The organism is Hydrogenophaga taeniospiralis, assembly GCF_020510445.1.
Taxonomy (GTDB): domain Bacteria; phylum Pseudomonadota; class Gammaproteobacteria; order Burkholderiales; family Burkholderiaceae_C; genus Hydrogenophaga.
In genome coordinates this window covers 580,792-602,208 of the sequence record NZ_JAHBAG010000001.1, presented here as the reverse complement: position 1 = coordinate 602,208, position 21,417 = coordinate 580,792, and the positions used below count along the sequence as shown (strand labels likewise).

The following is a 21,417-nucleotide window of genomic DNA, read 5'->3' as shown; positions in this document are numbered from 1 at the left end:
TTCTCCGGTCAGACGATGAGGCGCTGCAGCGCCCAGGCCGCGGCGGTCATGAGCGCGCCGCCGCCGGCCAGCACGAGCCAGACGAGCGCGATCCGGCGCGCGGCGAAGGCCCAGAGGAACACCCCCAGGAATACCAGCAGCGCCAGCAGCAGCGTGCCGGCCTCGGCGTCCTCGAAGTCCGCTCCGAGGGCGACCAGGGCGGCGATGCCCAGGGCGCTGAAGCCCCAGGTGAAGGCGTAGCCGCCCAGCACGGCGGCGGCCATGCGCAGAGGAACCTGGGTGGGGTGGTGGCGGTGCATGCGGGTCTTTCCTGCGGCGGCTTCAGTAGCGGTAGGTGGCCGAGAGCACCACGCGGCGGCCCTGGCCGAACCAGCAGTCGCCGCGCTCGAGGCAGGACGCGACGTAGCGCTTGTCGGCCAGGTTGTTGATGTTGAGGGCGTAGCGCCAGTCGTGGGTGTCGTAGGACAGCATGGCGTCGACCACGTTCACGGCGGGCACGTTGAGATGGCCCACGCCGTCGGACGAGCGGCCGACGTGGCGCAGCCCCGCGCCGATGCGCAGACCGCTCAGGCCGGTCAGACCGGCAAAGCGGTAGACCGCCCAGACGCCCGCGCTGTGCTTGGGGATGGCTTCGAGCTGCTGGCCGAGGTAGCGCACTTCGTCGGCGGTGGTGCTGGTGACCTGCGCGTCCGTGTAGGTGTATTGCCCGGTCAGGTCCCAGTTGGCGATCTGGCCGGTCAGCTCGAACTCCAGCCCCTTGACCGTGACCTCGCCGCGCTGCACCGAGAAACCGGGGTTCAGCGGGTCGGAGGCGGTGCGGTTCTTTTCCCGCAGCTGGTAGACCGATGCCGTGGCGTTCAGGCGCGACCCCGGCGGCTGCCATTTCACGCCGGCCTCCACCTGTTGGCCGCGTTTGGGCTTGAACAGCTGGCCGGCGGCGTCGGTGCCGGCGATCGGCTCGAACGATTCCGAATAGCTGGTGTAGGGCGACCAGCCACCGTCGGCGAGCCACACCGCGCCGAGGTTCTTGCTGGTGGCCTCGTCGGTCTGTGTGGCGCCGCCATCCACCGAGCTGCGCGAACGGTCGCGGCGCAGGCCGGCCACCAGCACCCAGCGGTCGTTGAACTTGATCTGGTCCTGCAGCAGCAGGCCGAGCATGCGGGTGCGGGTGACCGTCTCGGGCACATCGGGCAGCGCCGGCAGGCTGTAGCCGCCGTAGACCGGGTGGTACACGTCCAGCGGCGTGGCCAGGATGTCGCCGTAGTTGCGCTGCGAGGCGCGGGACTGGAAGCCGTCGACGCCGGCGAGCACGGTGTGCGCGACCGAACCGCTCTTCAACTTGCCTTCGAACAGCAGGTCGGCGTTGGTGGTGCGGTCCTTGTCGTCGGCGGCGTAGAAATAGCGGTTCAGGTAGGTGCCGTTGGCGTCCGGGCTGCCGTTGGCATCCACAAAGCCGTCCCACCAGGCGGCGTACATGCTGCGCATGGTGCCGTCGGTGGTGTCGTGGCGCAGGTTCTGGCGCAGCGTCCATTGTTCGTTCAGGCGCTGCTCGAAGGCCCAGCCCACGCGCGAGCGTGTGCCGCCGTAGGTGTCGAACGCGGGTTCGCTGATGAATGTGTCGGTGGGAATCGGGCCGTGGGGCGCGGGCAGCAGCGTGCCGTCGGCCGGGAAGAAGGCGTTGAGGTTGCCGCTCTCGTCGCGCTGGTGCTGGGCGTAGAGATGGAGCGAGGTGGCCGCGCTGGGGCGCCAGGTGATCGAAGGGGCCAGCAGTTCGCGGTCGTCGAAGGCGTGCTCCACCTGGGTGTCGCTGCGCTTGCCCAGGCCGACCAGCCGGTACAGCAGCGTGCCGTCGGCATTGAGCGGGCCGGTCAGGTCGAACTGCACCTGCTGGTGGCCATGGTTGCCGAGCTGCACGCCGATCTCGCCGCTGCGTTCGGCCTGCGGGCGCTTGGACACCAGGTTGACCACGCCGCCGGGGCCGTTCTGGCCCGCCATCACCGACGACGGGCCGCGCAGCACCTCGATGCGCTCGAAGGCGTAGGGGTCGTTGCGGATGATGCCCCACCAGCCCGTGAGCGGGCGGCGCAGGCCGTCGATCACGGTGCCGCCGCTGCCGCCGCGCAGCGCCAACCAGTCGCCGCGGTTGTCCACCCCGTACTGCTCGGTGCGCATGCCGGCGGTGTAGCGCAGCGCCTCCTGCAGGTTGGGCGAGCCCTGGTCGCGCACCTGGTCGGCGGTGATCACCGAGATGGACTGCGGCACCTCGTTGAGCGGCGTGTCGGTCTTGGTGGCGGTGGCGCTGCGTTGGGCGGCGTAACCGCGCACCGGGCCGTCGGCGCGCTCGGCCTCGGCCTCGGCGTTCACGGTCACCGTGGGCAGCGTGGTCGCGGCGCCGTCCGGGCTGGACTGGGCCTGGGCCGTGGGCAGGCAGGCGGCCGCGGCCCAGCCCGCCAGCACGGCGGCGCGGATCCGCGTCGGACGCGGCAGGGACAGCCGGCGGGCCGGGCCGTGGTCGGGTGCGAGGTGGCGGTGTGTCATGGCGGTCGGCGGTGAGAGGGGTGTGGCGGGCGGGACGGGCGGTGTGCGGCGCAGGCTCAGAGCTTCCAGTTCAGGCTCACGCTCACGCCGCGGGGCGCGGCGTAGTAGCCCTGTGACCACTGCAGGCTGCCGAGGTACTTCTCGTCGGTCAGGTTGTTCAGGTTGGCGCTCAGCGACAGCTGCCGGGACAGCGCGTAGCGCGCCATCAGGTCCACCAGGGCGTAGGCGTCCTGGCGGGTCACGCCGCTGGCGCCTTCGTCGCGCGAGATCGCGCTTTGCCACTTCAGGCTCGCGCCCAGTTCCAGGCCGGGCACGGCCGCCACCTCGACCGTGCTGGACAGGCGCAGCGTCTGGCGCGGCACATAGGTGCGCACGTCCTGCCCGTCGGGGTTCTGGATGCGCAGCCGGGTGTAGCCCGCGCTTACCTGCCAGCCGGGCCGCAGGCGGCCGCTCACGTCGAGCTCGAAGCCGGTGGAGGTGGCGTCGATGCCGCGGTAGTAGGAGTGGCCGTTGGCGAAGCCGGCGTATTCGGCGGTGTTCTTCTGCTGGGTGCGGAACAGCGCGAAGGCGCCGTTGAGGCGGCGATCGGCCGACTCGCCCTTGATGCCCAGCTCGGCGTTGAGCCCTTCGATCGGCGCGAGCACGGCGTTGTTCACGTCGAGCTGGTGCTGCGGGTTGAAGATGCTGGCCGCGCTGGCGTAGGCCGAGAAGCGCGGGTGGAAGTCATAGATGGCGCCGACGAAGGGTTTGGTCTTGGTGGTCGCGTAGTTGTGGTCCAGCCCGTACTGCACGCCGGTGCTGGTGGCGCGCGTCACGTTGAGCCCGGTGATCAGCCGCAGCGAGTCGCTCAGGCTCAGGCGCGTGGCGCCATAGAGGCTGTGGCGGCGGTCGGCGAGGTCGGCGTAGCCCGTGAGGCCGTTGTTGAAGTCCGGGCGCGCAAAGTTGCCGGCCAGCACGTCGGCTTCGGCGATCGGCAGGTACAGGTCGTCGTCGCTGGAGTGCAGGACGCTGTCGCTGCGCGAGCTGTTCAGGCCCAGCACCGCCTCGTGGCGCCGGCCACCGAGCTCGAACGGACCGCTGGCGTGCAGGTCGCCGATCCACTGTTCTTCGGTGTGGTCGTACTTGGAGGGCCAGCCGAACAGGCCGGCGCCGGTTGCGCGGTCGGGCGCGCCGTACACGTAGAGCAGCTCGGCGTCGGAGCTCAGTTCGCGGCGCGTGAGCACGCCCTTGACGGCCCAGCCGCTGTCGAGCTGGTGGCTCAGTTCGGCAAAGGTCTGCGCGTCCTGGGTGTTCCAGTGGCTCCAGCGGGCCGAGGTGCTGGCCGACACCGGGTAGTCGGTCTGCGTGCCGTCGGCGTAGCGCATGGGCAGGGCGCCCCAGAGCACGCCCTTGGGGCGGTTGTTCTGCTGCGAGTGGCCCACGCTCAGCAGGGTGGAGGGTGTGAGGTCGGCTTCGACGATGCCGGAGAACACGCGCTTGTCCAGCGAGTAGCGGTCCAGGTAGGAGTCCTTGTTTTCCGCGGCCACGATCAGCCGGCCGCGCACGCTGCCGCTGGCGTTCATGGCGCCGGCCAGGTCGGCGTCCACGCGGCGCTGGTTCCAGGAGCCCAGCGTCAGCCCGCCCGAGGCCTGCAGCTGGGCGGTGGGGCGCTTGCGCACGAAGTTGATCGTGGCCGAGGGGTTGCCGGTGGACGACATCAGGCCGTTGGCGCCGCGCAACACCTCTACCCGGTCGTAGATCGCGGTGTCGATGTCGCCCTGCTGGTCGCCGGTGGCGAAGGGCAGGCCGATGCCATCGATCTGGAAGTTGGAGACCTCGAAGCCGCGCACCGAGTAGTAGGAGCGGTCGGTCTCGACCAGCTCCACGTTCACGCCCGTGACGCTGGAGAGCAGGGTGCGCGCGTCGCGCAGACCGAAGGCCTGCATCTGCGCGTTCGTCACCACGCTCAGCGACTGCGGTGTCTCACGCGGCGTCAGGTCGAGCCGGGTCGCGGTGCTGGCGCTGCGCGCCGCGAAATCGGGGCTGCCCTCGGTGGGCGCGGCCGACGGGCCGGCTTTCACGGTGACGGTGCCCAGGGTGACTTCCTGCGCGGGGGCAGCGGTGGCCTGGGCCTGGGCACCGGACCAGGGGGCCAGCAGCAAGGTGGTGGACAGGCCCAGGGAGATGGCCCGGGCCAGTGGCGACAGAGACAGGGCGGCGGGGCGGCGGTGATCGAGGGTGCGCATGACAAAAGGACAGCAACGTGTCTTCAAGACGGGTGAAGGAGTTGGCTGGCTTTTGACGGCGGACAAACAGCAGCGCGCCCCGGCAAGGCGGGGCGCGCGGGTTGCGGTCAATGGCGGGCTGCTGATGAATGATAACCATTATCAACAAATTTGGGGAACTTTTTTCCCGGCCGCATCCCGGTCCAGTGGCCGCGCCGGGGCGGGTTGGTATTCGCCGGGATGTGGGGTGACGCTTGACCTGGGTCAACGGATCGGGCCGTGATCGCCGCCCAAAGCTTGAGTTTTAAATAAGAATCGTTATCATTAACGCATTGGCGATCCGCCAGTGTGCGATCCACAGGGAGCTGTTCTCATGTCACTGTCAAACGTCGATACCGGCCAGGGCGGCCATTTCATTCCGCTGAGCGCATGGCCCAGCTGGACCGACGCCATGCACCAGGCTTCGCGGGCACACCGCATGGGCCAGGTGCTGCAGGCGCTGGCGTTCTACCGCCTGGCGCTGGGCATGGCGCGCGAGGGCCTGGCCGCGGGAGGGGCATTGGACGCGGACGCCTGCGTGTCGGCGCTGGTGCGCAGCAGCCGCTGCCTGTCGGCGCTGCAGGCCGACGAGGGCAGCAGCGCGCTGGCGGCCTGGGTGCTGGCCGATGCGCACCTGGCCTTGCTGGGGCTGATCCACCGCGAACCGGGTGGCAGCGCCTGGCGCAAGGCGGCGGTCTGGCACAGCCACGAGACCCACGCGGCCCTGCTCGAACACTGGCAGGAGCACGGCGCGGACCCGGCCATCGAGCACGCGCTGCGCGCCGGTTGCCTGGTGATGAGCGCCCCCAGCGGCGCGGTGCACTGAGCATGTGTGTGTTCAAGAAACCCGGCCAGGCCGATGCCCTGGGTGATCTGGCCGCGCGCTATGCGGCGGCGCCCGTCGACGGCCCAGCCGCCACCGAGCCGGGGGCGGATCGTGTGCGCGGTTCGGCGCGCCGCAAGCTCTGGTCGCTGGGCAACCACGCGGCCTGCCCGGTCACCGGCGTCTGCCTGCGCCTGCCCGAGCTGCAGAAGCTGGCCCGCAAGGCCGAGCTGGCGCTGGACGGCTGCTCGGAATACGAGATGCACATCGCCCTGGTGAGCGAATGCCGCCGGCGCAGCCCGCTGGCCGAGATGGTGCAGCGCGAGCTGGACAGCCGCTACGAGCTGTTCATCAGCCAGTCGCTGAAACTGAAGACCACCGAAGCGCTGGCCAAGTGGTGGGACCGGTCCTGCATGGGCATGGACTGGGCGGGGGTGTTCTGGGCCGTGCTGACGCACTCCCGTTGCACGCCCGAACTCGAGTTCGCGGTGCTGGGCCAGGTGCACATGCTGCAGCACCAGGTGGGCATGGCCGCCCGGGTGGACCAGACCCGCCTGCAGACGCTCGTGCAAGAGAACCACAAGCTGGGCGACGAGCTGATCCACGCGCAGCAACGGCTGCAGACGGTGGCGCAGGAACAGGTGCAGCGCCATGAGCTGCACCAGGCCGAGCTGATGCGCCTGCGCGCCGAGCTGATCCGCGCACAGACCGACCGGGCGCAGGCGTTGGCCGAGCTGGAGGCGCTCAAGCGCCAGACCCCCGAGCTGCCCCAGCGCCAGCGCCTGCTGGACGACAACCGCCAGCTCGCCGAGCACAACCAGCAATTGCGCCGCGCCCTGAACCTCGCCACCCAGGCCACCCTGCAGGCCTGGCCCGCGCCAGGCGCTCCGGGAGCCACCGGCCCGGTGGAGGCCCTCGACACCCGGCCGGTGCCGCGCGACGAGGGTGTGCTCATCCACGACCGCGCCGTGCTGTGCGTGGGCGGACGCACCCGCGTGATCCCGATCTACCGCGAACTGATCGAGGACAAGGGCGCCCGCTTTCTGCACCACGACGGCGGCGAGGAAGACAACGCCGGGCAACTGGGGCCGCTGCTGCAGTCGGCCGACGTGGTGATCTGCCAGGTGGGGTGCATCAGCCACAACGCCTACTGGCGCGTGAAGGAACACTGCAAACGCCACGGCAAGCCCTGCCTGTTCGTGGAAACGCCCAGCCGCTCCGCGCTGGAGCGCATTCTCGGCAGCGGTCGCGAGCCGGCGTCGGCCGCCTTACACGACGCGGGGGACGACGCGCGGGCGGAGAAGGCGCACTGAAAGCGCCGTCAGTTCACCGGGTGGATCCGCACCTGCGGCAGCAGGCGCTGCACGTCCTCGAGGCGGCACAGGCCGGTGCCGATCGACAGCAGCGTGGCCGAGCCGGCGGCCACGCCAAGCGCAAACGCCTCCCGCAGCGGCTGGCGCTGCTGCAGGGCGGCCACCATGCCGCCGACGAAACTGTCGCCCGCGCCCACCGCGCTGGACGCGGGGATGTCCAGCGGATCGGCCCGCCAGCTCGATTCGCGGGTCACCAGCAGGGCGCCCAGGTGGCCCAGCGTCAGCGCCACCACCTCGGTCTGGCCACGCTCGATCAGCTGGCGGGCCGCCGCCAGCCACTGTTCGGGCGTGTCCAGTGCCTGCCCGCTGAGTGCTGCGAGTTCGCGCAGATTGGGTTTGAACAGGTACACCCCTTCGGCCAGGGCCGCTTCCAGCGCCGGCCCGGAGGTGTCCAGCACCATGCGCGCGCCGCGCGCGCGGCACAGGCGCGCGAGCCGGGCGTAGAAGTCCGCCGGCACGCCCGGCGGCAGGCTGCCGCTGGCCACCAGCAGATCGGGGAATGGCGCGAGCGCCTGCAGATGGTCCAGGCAGGCCTGCCACTCGCCGCCGCTCAGGTGCGGGCCGGGCATGACGAAACGGAACTCGGCGCCGGTGCTGTGTTCGTGCACCGTGAAGCTCACGCGCGTCTCGTCGGCGATGGGCAGGAACACGCTGGAGATGCCCTCTTCGCGCATGCGCTTCTGCAGCCACTGGCCGGCCGAGCCGCCGGTGGGGCACAGCGCGGTGCATTCGCCCCCCAGGCGGGTCAGCACCCGCGCCACGTTGACGCCGCCGCCGCCGGCGTCGTGCAGGGTTTCGCTGCAGCGCAGCTTGTGCGTGGGCACCACGGATTCGGTTTCGGTCGCGAGATCGACCGAGGGGTTCATCGTGAGGCAGAGGACGCTGGGCAGAGGAGCGGACGTGTTCATGCGCCGGTTGTACCTCAAAGGGCGCGGGGCAACGCCACCGTTCTCGTCACCCGCCAAAGACCGGCACCGCCCAGCAGACCACAGACGGCCAGCGCCCCCCAGACCCCGGGCGCAGGCCCCATGCCGGACGCGCCCAGGCCGGCACCCACCGAGGCCTGCCCCACGAGCGCGGCGCACCCGCCGACGCTGGCCATGAAGCCATAGGCCGTGCCCAGCGGGCAGTCCCGCGCATAACGCGGCAGCACGGTGGGGAACAGCGGAAGACACAGCACCGAGCCCAGCGCCAACAGGGCCCCCAGGGCCAGCACCGCCTCCAGCGGCCAGGCTGCCAGCACCAGCGGCGAAAGGAACGCCACCCCCATCAGCGCCAGCCCGAGGCCCATCGCGGCGGCGTCGCCCAGGCGCGGCACGAGCCAGCGGCTGACGGGCCATTGCAGCGCGATGCCCACCACGGCGCTGAGCGTGAACACCGCACTGAGCGTGCCGTCCCCCAGGCGGTGCTGCTGGACGAAGGCGGGCACGGCCAGGTACAGCTGGTGAAACATCACCTGGTAGGTGGCGCACAAGCCGACGAAGCGCAGCAGGCCAGGCTGGCCCAACAGCGCGAGCCAGGGCCTGCCCGAGGCACGGGCTGTGCCGGCCGCCAACGGCTGCGGGGTCGCCCGCGCCCCATGATCGGGGGGCAACAGCGACCATTGCAGACCCGCAAACACCACGAACAAGGCGCCGGCCACGCAGCCGGTGAGCGCGAAATCCACGCGCATCAGCGCCATCCCGAGCAGGGGGCCGGCCAGCATGCCGGCTTCGCTGGCCAGGTTGTGCAAGGCGAAGGCCTGGCGCCGCTGGGCCCCGTCGGGGCATTGGGCGGCCAGGCTCGCCTGGGCGCAGGGCGTGAACAGAGCGCCGGCGAAACCGGTGAGGACGGCGGCCAGCAGGAGCAGCGGCAGCGCCCCGGCCCAGCCGAGCAGGGCAAAGCCGACGCCGCGCAACAGGCAGCCCCAGACGATGGCCCTGCGGTAGCCCAGGCGGTCCCCCAGCCAGCCGCCGAGCAGGAACAACCCTTGCTGGCTGAACACGCGCAGTCCCATGACCAGTCCCGTGACCCAACCCGCCAGCCCCAGGCCGGCGCCCAGGTGCTGCGCCAGGTAGGGCATGAGCATGTAAAACCCCAGGTTGAACGCCAGGCCGTTCGCCACCAGGACGCGGGCGCCGGGGCTGAGCGAGCGCCAGCCGCTGGCCGCCGGGTTCAAGGCGATCTCAGCCACTCAGGGGCAGCCACCGGGCCGCCCCAAGGCTGGCCCAGCCCCTTCGGGGGGCAGCGACCCGCGCAGCGGCGGCGCGTGGGGGCAACGATCCGGAGCCGGGCCGCCCCAAGCCGGATCAGCCCCCTCGGGGGGCAGCGACCCGCGCAGCGGCGGAGCGTGGGGGCTCGGTGGCGGTGAGGCCGCGATGCAGCGCAGGGCGATCATCGAATCCCTTCCAGCAAGGCGTCGACCCGCGCGCCGTGGCTGTAGATCCGCCCCTGCGTGGATTTCATGACCGCGGTGGCGGAAGACCGGTTGACCGCTGCGCCGACCTGGACCAGTCCGACCATGCCCATCATGAGGTGCGGTGGACAGTTGTAGAAATACAGGCCTTCACGCTCCAGCGCCACCACCCACGGCTGATCGAGCCCACTCAGCCAGGGCGTGGCGCCCTCGGGAACGGCCAGGCTGCGCACGAAATGGCCCGTGTTCGTGGGCTCGAAGCGCAGCGTGTCGCCGACCCGGGCCTGCACGACCGCCGGCTCGAACACCATCGGTCCGTCCGTACCGGCGTTCCGCATGCGAACCACGTGCTCGGCGCTCCAGGCGGAGGGCGCCACGAGGCCGCAGAGCGCGGCCAGGCCAGCCGCCAGGAGCCGGTGCCGCCAGGAGGGATGAACGGTGTGTGCATGCATGTCGGTGGCCTCGGTCTTTCCGGCGGTCAGGCGGGGGTGAGGATGGGGCGCGCTGCGCGCAAGGTGCGCACATAGGGCAGGCCGTCCAGGTCCTGGTGAACGTCCACCGGGACGTGGTACAGGCGGTGGATGAGCTCGCGGGTCAGCACCTGGGTCGGCGGGCCAAAGGCCTGCAGGCGGCCTTCCCCGAGCACGATCAACTGGTCGGCGAACTGGGCCGCCAGGTTCAGGTCGTGCAGCACGGCCACGCTGATCCAGCCCTGTCCAATGGTCTGCGCCTTCAGGTGCTCCATGAGCTGCATCTGGTGTTTCAGATCGAGCGCGCTGACGGGTTCGTCCAGCAGCATCAGCCGCGGCTGGCGCAGCAGCACCTGCGCGAACAGCACCATCTGGCGCTGCCCGCCGCTGAGGGTGTGCACCGGGCGGTCGGCCAGGTGGGCAATGTCGAGTGCCTGCAAGGCCTCCAGCGCGGCGCCCAGATCGTCGTCCGACAGGCGCATCGACAGGCGTTGCAGGCGCCCCAGCACCACCACTTCGAGCGCGCTCAGGTCCAGATCGAGCTGGGTGTTCTGCGGCATGTAGCCAATGCCCTGGCGCCAGGTCGGCAGGTTGCGCGGCGTCATCGGCGTTCCGCGCAGGCGCACGGCCCCACGCGCCAACGGCAGTTCGCCGAACAGGGCGCGCAGCAGGCTGGTCTTGCCGGTGCCGTTGGGGCCGATGATGACGTGCAGCTCCCCGGCGCGCAGTTGCAGGTTCAGCCCGTCGACCAGGGTCAGCTCGGCGATGCGCAGGTTCAGGTCGTGAAGCTCAAGCATGGCCGCGCTTTCGGTTGCCCAGGATGAGCCAGACCATGAACGGGACCCCGATCAGCGCCGTGACGATGCCGATGGGAAACAGCGCGCCCGGCACGATGGACTTGGACAGCACCGAAGCGACCGAGAGCATCAGTGCGCCGCACAGCGCCGACTGCGGAATCAGGAAGCGCTGGTCTTCGCCGACCTGCATGCGCGCAATGTGGGGCGACACCAGTCCGATGAAGCCGATGATGCCCACGAAGCTGATGGCGGTGGCCGTCATCAGCGCCACCAGCACCAGCGTCTTCAGGCGCAGCCGCGTGACGTTCACGCCCAGGCTGCGCGCGCGCGCCTCGCCCAGGCGCAGGCAGGTCAGCTGCCAGGCGTCGCCGTGCAGCAGCAGCGCACACACCAGCGTCACGCCCGCGGTGATCCCCAGCATGGGCCAGGTGGTGCGCATGAGGCTGCCGAACAGCCAGAAGATGATCTGCTGGTTCAGTTCGGGCGAAGAAAGGAACTGCAGCAGCGACAGCAGCGACTGGAACAGAAACAGCAGTGCGATGCCGGCCAGGATGATGGTCTGGCTGCTGACGTGGCGCATCAGCGCCAGCCCGAACAGAAGACTGGCCGCCAACATGCAGAAGACAAAGGCGCCGATGGGGATGGCCACCAGGGACGGCAATCCCAGTCCCCCGGTCACCAGGGCCAGCGCCGCGCCAAAGCCGGCGGCGGCGGCCAGCCCCAGCGTGTAGGGGCTGGCCAGGGGGTTGTCCAGCAGGGTCTGCATCTGCACCCCGCCCAACCCCAGCGCCGCCCCCACCACCAGGGCCATGAGCGCGATCGGCAAGCGCATGTCCATCACGATGGCCCGGGTCATCGGGTCGGCCGCCGCGGGGGCCGCCAGCGTGCGCACCACGTCCCCCAGCGCCAGCAGCGAGGGGCCGGTGGCCACATCCAGCATCAGGCTGCACAGGCAGAGACCGACGAACAGGGCCAGCCAGCGCCAGCGGCCGGCCTCGCGCCGCCGCTGGCGCTGCAAGACCTGCGTGCCCAGGTCGGGCGTGGCGGTGGTGTCGGTCATTTTCCGTTCAGCACGAAGGTGCCCTGGGGCTGGATCGGCAGGTAGTGGCGGTAGAAGTCGCGGTAGGTGGCGTCCGGATCGATGTCGGCGAACAGCGACGGGTACAGCGCCTTGGCCAGGTATTGCAGCTGCGCCGCGTCCAGCAGGCTGCGCGTGGCGCCGTGGTAGACGCCGTGCAGGCGACCGTCCTGCATCGCCGGCAGGGCGCTCCAGCCCTTGCGCTGTGCGAAGCCATCCAGCCGGCGGCGCGCCTCGGCCGCGGGCACACCAAAGCCCATCTGCATGGCGTCGGGGCGGCTGACACTTTCATAGCCCGCGATGAGCACCACCTGCGGTTTGGCGACCAGCAATTGCTCGGGGTTGATCGGGCCCCAGTCCTTCACGAACGGCGCGGCCACGTTGTCGCCGCCGGCCAGATCGGCCATGGCGCCCCACATGTTTTTGCCGTAGGTGTAGCTGTGCTCGGCGGGGCCCTTGTCGCCCAGTTCGATGTACACGCGCGGCCGGGGCAGCTTCGCCTGGGCGATGCGCTGCTGGATCGTCTCCACGATTTGGCGGTATCCGTCGGCGATGCGTTGCGCGCGCGCCGTTTCACCGGTGAGCTGGCCCAGCACCTTCGTGCTGGCCAGGTGGCGCTCCAGCGTCTGCGCGTTGTAGTCCACCACCACCACGGGGATGCCGGCCGCTTCCAGGCGCGGGATCTCCGAGGCCAGGGCCTTGAACTGCCAGTCGGCCAGGATCACCACGTCGGGTTTGGTGGCCAGCACTTTCTCCAGCGAAAAGCTCTGGTCCTGCACGTTGCCCACGTCGAGCACGTCGCGCAGGGTGGGCCGTGCGGCGGCGTACTGTTCCCACACCGCGGGCCGCGACTTGACGAACCAGCCGCGCGACATCCCCACCAGGCGGTCGAAGGCCTTGTCGCCACCGACGGCGAAATAGTCCTCGATGTAGAAGCCCAGCAGCACCCGCTTGGCCGGCAACTCCAGGGTGATCTTGCGACCCAGCACATCTTCAACGGTGCCGGGCGCCGCCCAGGCGCTGAGCGCGCCCAGCGCGAGCGTGGCGGACAGCGCGATTTTTTTCCACAGATGGCGTGCCATTCACATCCCCAGCGCGAAGCTGCCCTTGGCCTGCACCGGCAGGTAGCGCTTGTAGAAGCCCAGGTAGTTGGCCTGCGGATCGACATCCTTGAACAACGTGGGGTACAGGGCCTTGGCCATGAACTGCACCATGGTGTAGTCCAGCACCGAGCGCGATGCACCCTGGTAGACCGCATACAGGCGCTGGTTCTTCACGGCTGGCAGTTCGCTCCAGCCGGCGCGCCGGGCAAAGCCCAGCAGCCGCTGTTGTGCCTGCGCGGACTCCACGCCCTGCCCCATCAGCATCGAGCTGGGGTTCTTGGTCGACTCCGTGCCGGCGATGAAAACCACCTCGGGCTGGGCGGCCAGCACCTTCTCCGGGTTCATCGGGCTGTACCATTCGACGAAGGGGGCGGCGATGTTCTCACCCCCGGCCAGCGCGCCCAGCGGACCCCACATGCCCTTGCCGTAGCTGAAGCTGTATTCGGCCGGTCCCTTGTTGCCGAACTCGACATAGAAGCGCGGTTTGGGCTGCTTGGCGGCCGCGATGCGCGACTGCACCTGATCGATGGCGGTCTTGTATTCGTCCGCGATCTTCTGCGCACGCTTCTCATCGCCCGCGATTTGGCCCAGCAACAGCGTGCTGGCGTGGTGGTTGGCCGGCAGCTCCATGTTGTAGTCCACCACCACCACGGGCACCCCGGCGTCTTCCATCCGTTTCACATCCGGGCCCAGGCCCTTGTACTGCCATTCGGCCAGCACCACCACGTCGGGCCTGAGGGCCAGCACCTTCTCGACGGAGAAGGTCTGCGCCTCGACCTCGCCCACGTCGGGCAGTTCCTTGAGCGAGGGCCGGTGCGCCGCGAACAGCGACCAGTTGGCCGGACGCCAGCCTTCCCAGGCCTCGCGGGAGAAGCCGACCACCTGGTCGAAGGCCTTCTCGCCGCCGATGGCCATGTAGTCCTCGAAGTAGAAACCCAGCAACACGCGCTTGGCGGGCAGGTCGACGCGGACCGATCGGCCGAGCACGTCTTTGATCATTTCGGGGGCCGCCTGGGCGGTCTGGATCAGACCGGCCGTCAGGCCCAGGGCGCACAGCCAGCGTACGGTGGTGGCAATTCGCATGAACACTCCTTCAGAAGGCCGGGGATCCCGGCGAAGGTCGGCATTCTATATGCGAATGATTATCAAGAAGATTTTTAGAAGTCGAAATTCCGGCTGGTCAGCGCATCAGGGCTTCGATCTCGTCGGCCCGCACCGGCACGCCGCGTGAGATGAGTTCGCAGCCGGTCTCGGTGACGAAGGCGTCGTCCTCGATGCGGATGCCGATGTTCCAGAACTCGCGCGGCACGCCGTCGCTGGGGCGCACGTACAGGCCGGGTTCGATGGTCAGCGCCATGCCGGGGCGCAGGATGCGGCTGGGGCGGTCCTTGATGGTCTCGCCGCTCAGCGGGTCCTGACGCTCGCTCACGGTGCCCACCTCGGACGGCTCCACGTAGCTGCCGCAGTCGTGCACGTCCATGCCCAGCCAGTGGCCGGTGCGGTGCATGTAGTGGGCGAAGTAGTGGCGGTGCTGGATCGCGTCCTCCAGCGTGCCGACCTGGTTCTTGTCGAGCAGGCCGAGGTCGAGCATGCCCTGGGTGAGCACCTTCACCGCCGCTTCGTGCGGCGCCACGAAACGCGCGCCGGGGCGGGTGGCCTCGATCGCGGCCTCCTGGCTGGCCAGCACCAGCTCGTAGAGCGCGCGCTGCGGGCCGGTGAAACGGCCGTTGGCCGGGAAGGTGCGCGTGATGTCCGAGGCATAACCGTCGAGCTCGCAGCCGGCGTCGATCAGCACCAGCTCGCCGTCGCGGATCGGCGCGTTGTCGGCCCGGTAGTGCAGCACGCAGGCGTTGGCGCCAGCGGCCACGATGCTGCCGTAGGCCGGGTACTGCGAGCCGTGCTGGCGGAATTCGTGCAGCAGCTCGGCGTCCAGGTGGTACTCGCGCACGTCCTGCCCGGCGCGCAGCATGGCGGCGCTGCGCTGCATGGCGCGGATGTGGGCGCCGGCGCTGATCTGCGCGGCGCGGCGCATGGTGTCGCGCTCGAACGGGTCCTTGAAGAGCCGCATCTCGTCGAGCACGCCGCACAGGTCGCGCTGCGACTCGGGGCACAGTGCGCCAAAACGCACCCGCGCGCGCACCGACTGCAGCCAGCCGTCGATCCGGCCTTCGAGGCCCTTGTGCGTGGCGAAGGGGTACCACACGGTGTGGCGGTTCTCCAGCAGCCGGGGCAGGCGCTGGTCGAGCTCGGCCACGGAAAAGGCCGCGCTCACGCCCAGGTGCTCGGGCGCGGCCTCGGGGCCCAGGCGGATGCCGTCCCAGATTTCGCGCTCCAGGTCTTTGGGCTGGCAGAACAGCGTGGTCTCGCCCTCGGCGGTGATCACCAGCCAGGCGTTGGGTTCGGAGAACCCGGTCAGGTAATAGAAATAGCTGTCGTGGCGGAACAGAAAGTCGCTGTCGCGGTTGCGCTGGCGTTCCAGCGCGGTCGGCACGATGGCGATGCCGCCGGGGCCCAGCTGGGCGGCCACGCGGGCGCGGCGTTCGGCGTAGAGGGAGTGGGTGGTGTGAGCGTCCATGGGGGCATTCTCCGTGTTTTGCAACGACCCCGTAGCGCCACTGCCCGGCGCGCAGTTCAACCAAGGATGCGGTGGAACCGGCTTTGCCGGGCCACTCGCATCGCCCCTTGGGGGGTGACGCCGCAGGCGGCGCGGGGGGAGCCGATTTGTTCAGCCCAACCCTTTCAGCGGCTCGGGCGTTCCCATGGCGGTCCAGGGCTGTCCCTCGGCGGATGGAAAGTCGGTCGTTTAGAATGCCGCCCGTCGAAAAAGAATTGGTCGGCTCGGTAATCCCGACCCCTGCTTGCTCAGCAGGTCTGCATCGCCCAGGCGATACCCACGGCATCAACCCGACTGAGGTCGGGCATGGTGTTCGCGTGGGTGACGTTTCGACCGATCTCCCGATCTCTGTGTCCGATTCAGAGTTCCAACGGAGATCACATGCGTCCTGAAACAAAAATCCATACCGTCGTCGCGATCCTGATGTCATTTGCCATGGCATCGCTCTTTTCAGGCTATTTCGCCTGGCTGAACCTTGGCTTCACGCCTGCGTGGATAAAGGCCTGGGGTCACAACCTCCTGAGAGCCTGGCCAATCGGCTTTGTCGCCGCTCTGCTTCTTGGGTATCCCATCAGAGTCCTCGCCCCCAGTTGGTCGCTGGCGCTGCACGCTAAGCCCGACCAAGGTCGGCTCTGGCCATTTGTCAGCGCGACAAATCCAACCATTCACCCATCGCAAAATTTTCGGAAATTGATATGACCCCCAAAGTTCTCATCGCCGGCGCTGGCCTCGGCGGCCTGGCCCTTGCCCAGATGCTCAAGGGCGCCGGCATTGCCGTCGAAGTCTTCGAGCGCGATGCCAGCCCGTTCGAGCGCGCCCAGGGCTATCGCCTGCACATCGATGCCGACGGCGTTGGCGGCATGAGTGCCGTCTTGCCCCCCCGCCTCCTTGCCTTGTTCGAAGCTACCGCGATGCGCGCGCTGCCCTACACGACGATGATCAACGGCGATCTGTCGTTGAAGAAGCGCATTCCGATCGATACCTACAGCCACACCGAGCACCATGTGACGGCAGGGCTTGCGACACACGTCAACGTGGACCGCGCCATCCTGCGTCAGATTCTTCTGACCGGTCTGGATGACGTCTGCCACTATGGCAATCCGGTGATCGCGTACGAAAACCATGAGGATGGCGTGGCAGCTGTTCTTGCCGACGGAACCAAGGTCACCGGGGACGTCCTGGTGGGGGCCGACGGTGTTCGTTCGGCCATCCGGCGGCAGCGCGCGCCGCATGCACAGACCATGGACACCGGTGTGCGGTGCATCTACGGTCGCTTGCCGGCCTCAGAAGCGCGCCGCCTCGCTCCGGCGCATGTCGTGGCAGATGTCTTCACCTTCAGTTCGGACGAGAGAAAAGTTCTTCTTGGCATGGGAGGCGTGCTCTTCCCGATGGAGCCATCGGCTGCCTCGAAATGCCTCGTCCCCGAGGCCAAACTTCCGGCGCGCGAAGACTATGTGGCCTGTATCGTTGCCGCCCGTTCGCAGTTCATCGGCAAGGACGATGCCGAAATGCGCAAGCTGAGCAGCGACGAACTTCAGCAACTCGCCGCTGAGCTCATCAAGGACTGGCCTGACCAAGGGAAGACGTTGATCGCAGCCGGCGAGCGTGGCTCGTTCTTTTACGTGGAAATGTACAGCTCGATTCCCTGCGATCTCGGCTCTTCTCCCAATGTCACCCTCCTCGGTGATGCCGCGCATGCGATGTCGCCGAGCCTGGGGCGAGGAGCCAATGTCGCCCTTCGCGATGCGGCCAATCTCGGACGCCAACTCATAGCGGTGGCAAACGGCCAGATCGCTCTTGGCGAGGCGCTGCGCCTCTATGAGAAGGACATGGTCGAATACGGTTTCGAGGTCGTCCGCAATGCGGTGAACAAGGGCGTCATGGTGATTGGCCAAAACCCCTTGCCGGACACGGGTCGGTGAGGCGTGCGATGGTGTGGACGCAGTCCACACGGCGCACCCGGACAGTCAGCCCAGTTCCTTGAGCCGCTCGGGCGTGCCCACGTCGGTCCAGGGGCCGGTGTAGAGCTCGGCGCTGACCCGTCCGGCGTCCATGGCGCGGCGCAGCAGTGGCGCCAGCGGCTCGGCCGCGCCCTGGGGGTTGCCGGGCAGCACATCGCACCACGGCGCTTCAAAGAGCGCGCGGTGGTACAGGCCGATGGTGCTGTAGGTGAATCGCTCGCCGTCGGCCGCGTTGAGGGCTCGCCCGTCGGCCGACAGGCCGAAATCGCCCCGGAGGTTGTGTGCCGGGTTGGGCACGAGCCAGATGTGCGCCAGCATGCCGCTGGCGGCGAAGCGGTCCACGCTGGCCTGGCGGAAGGCGAAGTCGGGCGCGTACACGTCGCCCGCCAGCACCCAGAACACGTCGCCCAGCAGCGGCAGCGCGCGCGAGATGCCGCCGGCCGTCTCCAGCGCGTAGCCGAAGTCCTGGCCCTCGTGGGAAAACGCCAATTCGGCACCCGGGTGCGCCTGCGGCCAGCCGGCGAAGTGTTCTTCGATCTGTTCGCCCAGCCAGGCGGTGTTGACCACCAGCCGCGTGAAGCCACCCGCTTGCAGCGCCTCCATGGCCCACTGCATCAGCGGTTTGCCGCGCACCGTCAGCAGGGGTTTGGGCGTGGTGTCGGTCAGCGGGCGCATGCGCACGCCGCGTCCGGCAGCCAGCAGCATGGCGGCGGTGGGTGGGTGAAGGGGGTGGGTGCGCAGCATGGGTGTGGGGGTGCTTGGGCCCTCGAATTATGTGCGTGCGCCGCAGGTGGCCGACCCCCACCGCGCCGGGCCATGGGGCGGCCCGATAAAATCCTGGGTTTGGCGCTTTCGCGCCGCCATCCCCCCACCCTCCGGTTCCCCCCATGCTCGACGCCGCCAACACCCCCACCAGCCCCGCCCCAGTCGCCGCCCCCGGTGTGTCGCCCCAGACCCAGGCCAACGCCATCCGCGCGCTCGCCATGGACGCGGTGCAGGCCGCCAACTCCGGCCACCCCGGCGCCCCCATGGGCATGGCCGACATGGCGGTCGCCCTGTGGGGCCGCCACCTGCGCCACAACCCCAGCAACCCGCAGTGGGCCAACCGCGACCGCTTCGTGCTGTCCAACGGCCACGGCTCCATGCTGATCTACGCGCTGCTGCACCTGACCGGCTACAAGCTGCCCATCGGTGAACTGAAGAACTTCCGCCAGCTCGGCAGCAAGACCGCGGGCCACCCCGAAGTCGGCCACACGCCCGGCGTGGAAACCACCACCGGCCCGCTGGGCCAGGGCATCAGCAACGCGGTGGGCATGGCGCTGGCCGAGAAGCTGCTGGCGGCCGAGTTCAACCGCGAAGGCCACGCCATCGTGGACCACCACACCTTCACCTTCCTGGGCGACGGCTGTCTGATGGAAGGCATCAGCCACGAAGCCTGTGCGCTCGCCGGCGCCTGGAAGCTCAACAAGCTGATCGCCCTCTACGACGACAACGGCATCTCCATCGACGGCCAGGTCGCGCCCTGGTTCATCGACGACACACCCAAGCGCTTTGAGGCCTATGGCTGGAACGTGATCCGCGCCGTGGACGGCCACGACGTGGACGCCGTGGACCGCGCCATTGCCGCCGCCAAGAACTGCGCCGACAAACCCACGCTGATCTGCTGCAAGACCAGCATCGGCAAGGGCAGCCCGAACCGCGCCAACACCGCCAAGGCCCACGGCGAGCCGCTGGGTGCCGAAGAAATCAAGCTCACCCGCGAGGCCCTGGGCTGGAGCCACGCGCCGTTCGCGGTCCCGAAAGACGTGTACGCCGCCTGGGACGCCAAGGCCGCCGGCAAGACCACCGAGGCCGCCTGGGACGCGCAGTTCGCCACCTACAAGGCCGCTTTCCCCGAGCTGGCCAAGGAATTCACCCGCCGCATGAAGGGCGAGCTGCCCAAGCAGTTCCACCAGGTCGCCGTGGACGCCGTGCTCGCCGCCCATACCAAGGCCGAGACCGTGGCCAGCCGCAAGGCCAGCCAGATCGCGCTGGAAACCTTCACCGCCGCTCTGCCCGAGCTGCTCGGCGGTTCGGCCGACCTGACCGGCTCCAACCTCACCAACACCAAGTCCACGCCCAGCCTGCGCTTTGATCTGGCGGGCAACGTGGTGAAGACCGAGGCCGGCCAGGGCGGCCGCCACATCAACTACGGCGTGCGCGAATTCGGCATGGCCGCGATCATGAACGGCGTGGCCCTGCACGGCGGTTTCATCCCCTACGGCGGCACCTTCCTGACCTTCTCCGACTACAGCCGCAACGCTATCCGCATGGCAGCGCTGATGAAGCAGCGCGTGATCCACGTGTTCACGCACGACTCCATCGGCCTGGGCGAAGACGGCCCGACGCACCAGTCGGTCGAACACGCCGCCAGCCTGCGCCTGATCCCCAACCTGGACGTCTGGCGCCCGGCCGACACGGCCGAAACCGCCGTGGCCTGGGCCGTGGCCCTGCAAAACAGCAACAAGCCGACCGCGCTGCTGCTGAGCCGCCAGAACCTGGCCTACGCGCCCAAACACGACCTGGGCGACATCAGCCGCGGCGCCTACGTGCTGGCCGAGCCGACCGAGGTGGGTCTGAAGAAAAAGGCCCAGGCGGTGATCATCGCCACCGGTTCCGAAGTGCAGCTCGCGCTCAAGGCGCAGGAGCTGTTGGCCAAGGAACACAAGATCGCGGTGCGCGTGGTTTCCATGCCCAGCACCACCACCTTCGACCGCCAGGACGCGGCCTACAAGGCGAGCGTATTGCCCAAGGGCCTGCCGCGCATCGCGGTGGAAATGGGCTCCACCGACGGCTGGTGGAAATACGGCGTGGCCGCGGTCGTCGGCCTCGACACCTACGGCGAGTCCGCCCCGGCGCCGGTGCTGTTCGAGCACTTCGGCTTCACCGCCGGCAACGTGGCCGACACGGTGCGCACTGTGCTGGCCAAGTAAGCGAGTTTCGGTTTCTTTTTTCTTTTTCATCCATCCACAGGAGCAGAGGACATGGCTATCAAAGTCGGTATCAACGGTTTCGGCCGCATCGGTCGCAACGTGCTGCGCAGCGCGATCCAGAACTTCCCGGACATCGAGATCGTTGCCATCAACGACCTGCTCGAACCCGACTACCTGGCCTACATGCTCCAGTACGACAGCGTGCACGGCCGCTTCAAGGGCACGGTCAAGGTCGAGGGCGGCAACATCGTCGTCAACGGCAAGACCATCCGCCTCACGCAAGAGCGCGACCCCGCCAACCTCAAGTGGGCCGACGTTGGCGCCGACGTGGTCATCGAATCCACCGGCCTGTTCCTTGACAAGGTCACGGCCCAGAAACACCTGGACGCCGGCGCCAAGAAGGTCATCCTCTCCGCCCCCTCCAAAGACGACACCCCCATGTTCGTCTACGGCGTGAACCACGCCACCTACGCTGGCCAGGCCATCATCTCCAACGCCAGCTGCACCACCAACTGCCTGGCTCCCGTGGCCAAGGTGCTAAACGACAAGTGGGGCATCAAGCGCGGCCTGATGACCACCGTGCACGCCGCCACCGCCACCCAGAAGACCGTGGACGGCCCGTCCAACAAAGACTGGCGCGGTGGCCGCGGCATCCTGGAAAACATCATCCCCAGCAGCACGGGCGCGGCCAAGGCCGTGGGCGTGGTGATCCCCGAGCTGAACAAGAAGCTCACCGGCATGAGCTTCCGCGTGCCGACCTCCGACGTGTCCGTGGTCGACCTGACGGTGGAGCTGAGCAAGGAAGCCAGCTACGCCGAGATCTGCGCCGAGATGAAGGCCCAGAGCGAAGGCGCGCTCAAGGGCGTGCTGGGCTACACCACCGACAAGGTCGTGGCGACCGACTTCCGTGGCGAGACCTGCACCAGCGTGTTCGACGCCGACGCCGGCATCGCGCTGGACAGCACCTTCGTGAAGGTCGTGGCCTGGTACGACAACGAGTGGGGCTATTCGAACAAGTGCCTGGAGATGGCGCGCGTCGTGGCGGGTTGA

The 21,417-nt window shown here is 68.9% G+C and carries 19 protein-coding genes; 7 read left to right on the top strand and 12 right to left on the bottom strand.

Going from position 1 to position 21,417, the window contains the following annotated elements; genetic code table 11:
- Positions 1-8 precede the first annotated feature (8 nt).
- Genes KIH07_RS02775 through KIH07_RS02765 form a run of 3 tightly spaced genes read right to left on the bottom strand, consistent with a single transcriptional unit; the run spans position 9 to position 4,763 of the window.
- Positions 9-299 (bottom strand): iron uptake protein, encoded by a 291-nt coding sequence (locus KIH07_RS02775; protein ID WP_226490515.1) that lies wholly within the window; start codon positions 297-299, stop codon positions 9-11.
- Between the two features lie 22 nt (positions 300-321).
- On the bottom strand, positions 322-2,538 hold the full coding sequence (locus tag KIH07_RS02770) for a TonB-dependent siderophore receptor (RefSeq protein ID WP_226490514.1): 2,217 nt from the start codon (positions 2,536-2,538) through the stop codon (positions 322-324).
- A 56-nt stretch (positions 2,539-2,594) separates the two neighbouring features.
- The gene (locus KIH07_RS02765; protein WP_226490513.1) at positions 2,595-4,763 is read right to left on the bottom strand and encodes a TonB-dependent siderophore receptor; all 2,169 of its coding nucleotides are present in this window, start codon (positions 4,761-4,763) and stop codon (positions 2,595-2,597) included.
- Here KIH07_RS02765 and KIH07_RS02760 point away from each other — a divergent pair.
- From KIH07_RS02760 to KIH07_RS25450, 3 genes are all read left to right on the top strand, one after another.
- On the top strand, positions 4,762-5,025 hold the full coding sequence (locus tag KIH07_RS02760; protein ID WP_226490512.1) for a hypothetical protein: 264 nt from the start codon (positions 4,762-4,764) through the stop codon (positions 5,023-5,025). The two genes, KIH07_RS02765 and KIH07_RS02760, sit on opposite strands and share 2 nt — an antisense overlap.
- A gap of 90 nt (positions 5,026-5,115) precedes the next feature.
- A complete protein-coding gene (locus KIH07_RS02755) occupies positions 5,116-5,607 on the top strand; it encodes a hypothetical protein (protein WP_226490511.1) in 492 nt (163 codons plus the stop codon).
- A gap of 8 nt (positions 5,608-5,615) precedes the next feature.
- On the top strand, positions 5,616-6,917 hold the full coding sequence (locus tag KIH07_RS25450; RefSeq protein WP_226490510.1) for a DUF2325 domain-containing protein: 1,302 nt from the start codon (positions 5,616-5,618) through the stop codon (positions 6,915-6,917).
- 8 nt (positions 6,918-6,925) lie between these two features.
- Here the strand turns inward: KIH07_RS25450 and KIH07_RS02745 are convergent, their stop codons facing one another.
- The 8 genes from KIH07_RS02745 to KIH07_RS02710 all read right to left on the bottom strand — a co-directional run bounded on the left by KIH07_RS02745 (position 6,926) and on the right by KIH07_RS02710 (position 15,395).
- The gene (locus KIH07_RS02745; RefSeq protein ID WP_226490509.1) at positions 6,926-7,885 is read right to left on the bottom strand and encodes a 1-phosphofructokinase family hexose kinase; all 960 of its coding nucleotides are present in this window, start codon (positions 7,883-7,885) and stop codon (positions 6,926-6,928) included.
- A 14-nt stretch (positions 7,886-7,899) separates the two neighbouring features.
- Positions 7,900-9,150: an MFS transporter gene (locus KIH07_RS02740; protein WP_226490508.1), complete on the bottom strand. Its 1,251-nt coding sequence runs from the start codon at positions 9,148-9,150 to the stop codon at positions 7,900-7,902.
- Positions 9,151-9,350: 200 nt separating this feature from the next.
- On the bottom strand, positions 9,351-9,824 hold the full coding sequence (locus KIH07_RS02735) for a plastocyanin/azurin family copper-binding protein (RefSeq protein WP_226490507.1): 474 nt from the start codon (positions 9,822-9,824) through the stop codon (positions 9,351-9,353).
- A 26-nt stretch (positions 9,825-9,850) separates the two neighbouring features.
- Positions 9,851-10,639, bottom strand: a complete 789-nt coding sequence (locus KIH07_RS02730) for an ABC transporter ATP-binding protein (RefSeq protein WP_226490506.1) — start codon at positions 10,637-10,639, stop codon at positions 9,851-9,853.
- A complete protein-coding gene (locus KIH07_RS02725) occupies positions 10,632-11,699 on the bottom strand; it encodes a FecCD family ABC transporter permease (RefSeq protein WP_226490505.1) in 1,068 nt (355 codons plus the stop codon). Before KIH07_RS02725 ends, KIH07_RS02730 begins: the two co-directional genes overlap by 8 nt.
- Complete coding sequence (locus tag KIH07_RS02720; protein ID WP_226490504.1) at positions 11,696-12,799, bottom strand: ABC transporter substrate-binding protein; 1,104 nt, start codon at positions 12,797-12,799, stop codon at positions 11,696-11,698. The genes KIH07_RS02725 and KIH07_RS02720 overlap by 4 nt, the downstream gene beginning before the upstream one ends.
- Positions 12,800-13,903: an ABC transporter substrate-binding protein gene (locus KIH07_RS02715; RefSeq protein ID WP_226490503.1), complete on the bottom strand. Its 1,104-nt coding sequence runs from the start codon at positions 13,901-13,903 to the stop codon at positions 12,800-12,802.
- A gap of 97 nt (positions 13,904-14,000) precedes the next feature.
- On the bottom strand, positions 14,001-15,395 hold the full coding sequence (locus KIH07_RS02710; RefSeq protein WP_226490502.1) for an aminopeptidase P N-terminal domain-containing protein: 1,395 nt from the start codon (positions 15,393-15,395) through the stop codon (positions 14,001-14,003).
- A gap of 420 nt (positions 15,396-15,815) precedes the next feature.
- On the opposite strand from KIH07_RS02710, the gene KIH07_RS02705 reads away from it, so the two are divergent.
- Both KIH07_RS02705 and KIH07_RS02700 read left to right on the top strand, forming a co-directional pair.
- Positions 15,816-16,133, top strand: coding sequence for a DUF2798 domain-containing protein (locus KIH07_RS02705; RefSeq protein ID WP_226490501.1), 318 nt, complete (start codon positions 15,816-15,818; stop codon positions 16,131-16,133).
- A complete protein-coding gene (locus KIH07_RS02700) occupies positions 16,130-17,356 on the top strand; it encodes an FAD-dependent oxidoreductase (protein ID WP_226490500.1) in 1,227 nt (408 codons plus the stop codon). The genes KIH07_RS02705 and KIH07_RS02700 overlap by 4 nt, the downstream gene beginning before the upstream one ends.
- Before the next feature lie 45 nt (positions 17,357-17,401).
- On the opposite strand, the gene KIH07_RS02695 is transcribed toward KIH07_RS02700, so the two are convergent.
- Positions 17,402-18,100, bottom strand: a complete 699-nt coding sequence (locus KIH07_RS02695; RefSeq protein ID WP_319004849.1) for a nucleotidyltransferase family protein — start codon at positions 18,098-18,100, stop codon at positions 17,402-17,404.
- Positions 18,101-18,282: 182 nt separating this feature from the next.
- On the opposite strand from KIH07_RS02695, the gene tkt reads away from it, so the two are divergent.
- Together tkt and gap are read left to right on the top strand one after the other, a co-directional pair.
- Positions 18,283-20,367, top strand: coding sequence for a transketolase (gene tkt / locus KIH07_RS02690; RefSeq protein ID WP_226490498.1), 2,085 nt, complete (start codon positions 18,283-18,285; stop codon positions 20,365-20,367).
- Positions 20,368-20,418: 51 nt separating this feature from the next.
- Entirely contained in the window at positions 20,419-21,417 is a 999-nt protein-coding gene (gene gap / locus KIH07_RS02685) for a type I glyceraldehyde-3-phosphate dehydrogenase (RefSeq protein WP_226490497.1), read from the top strand.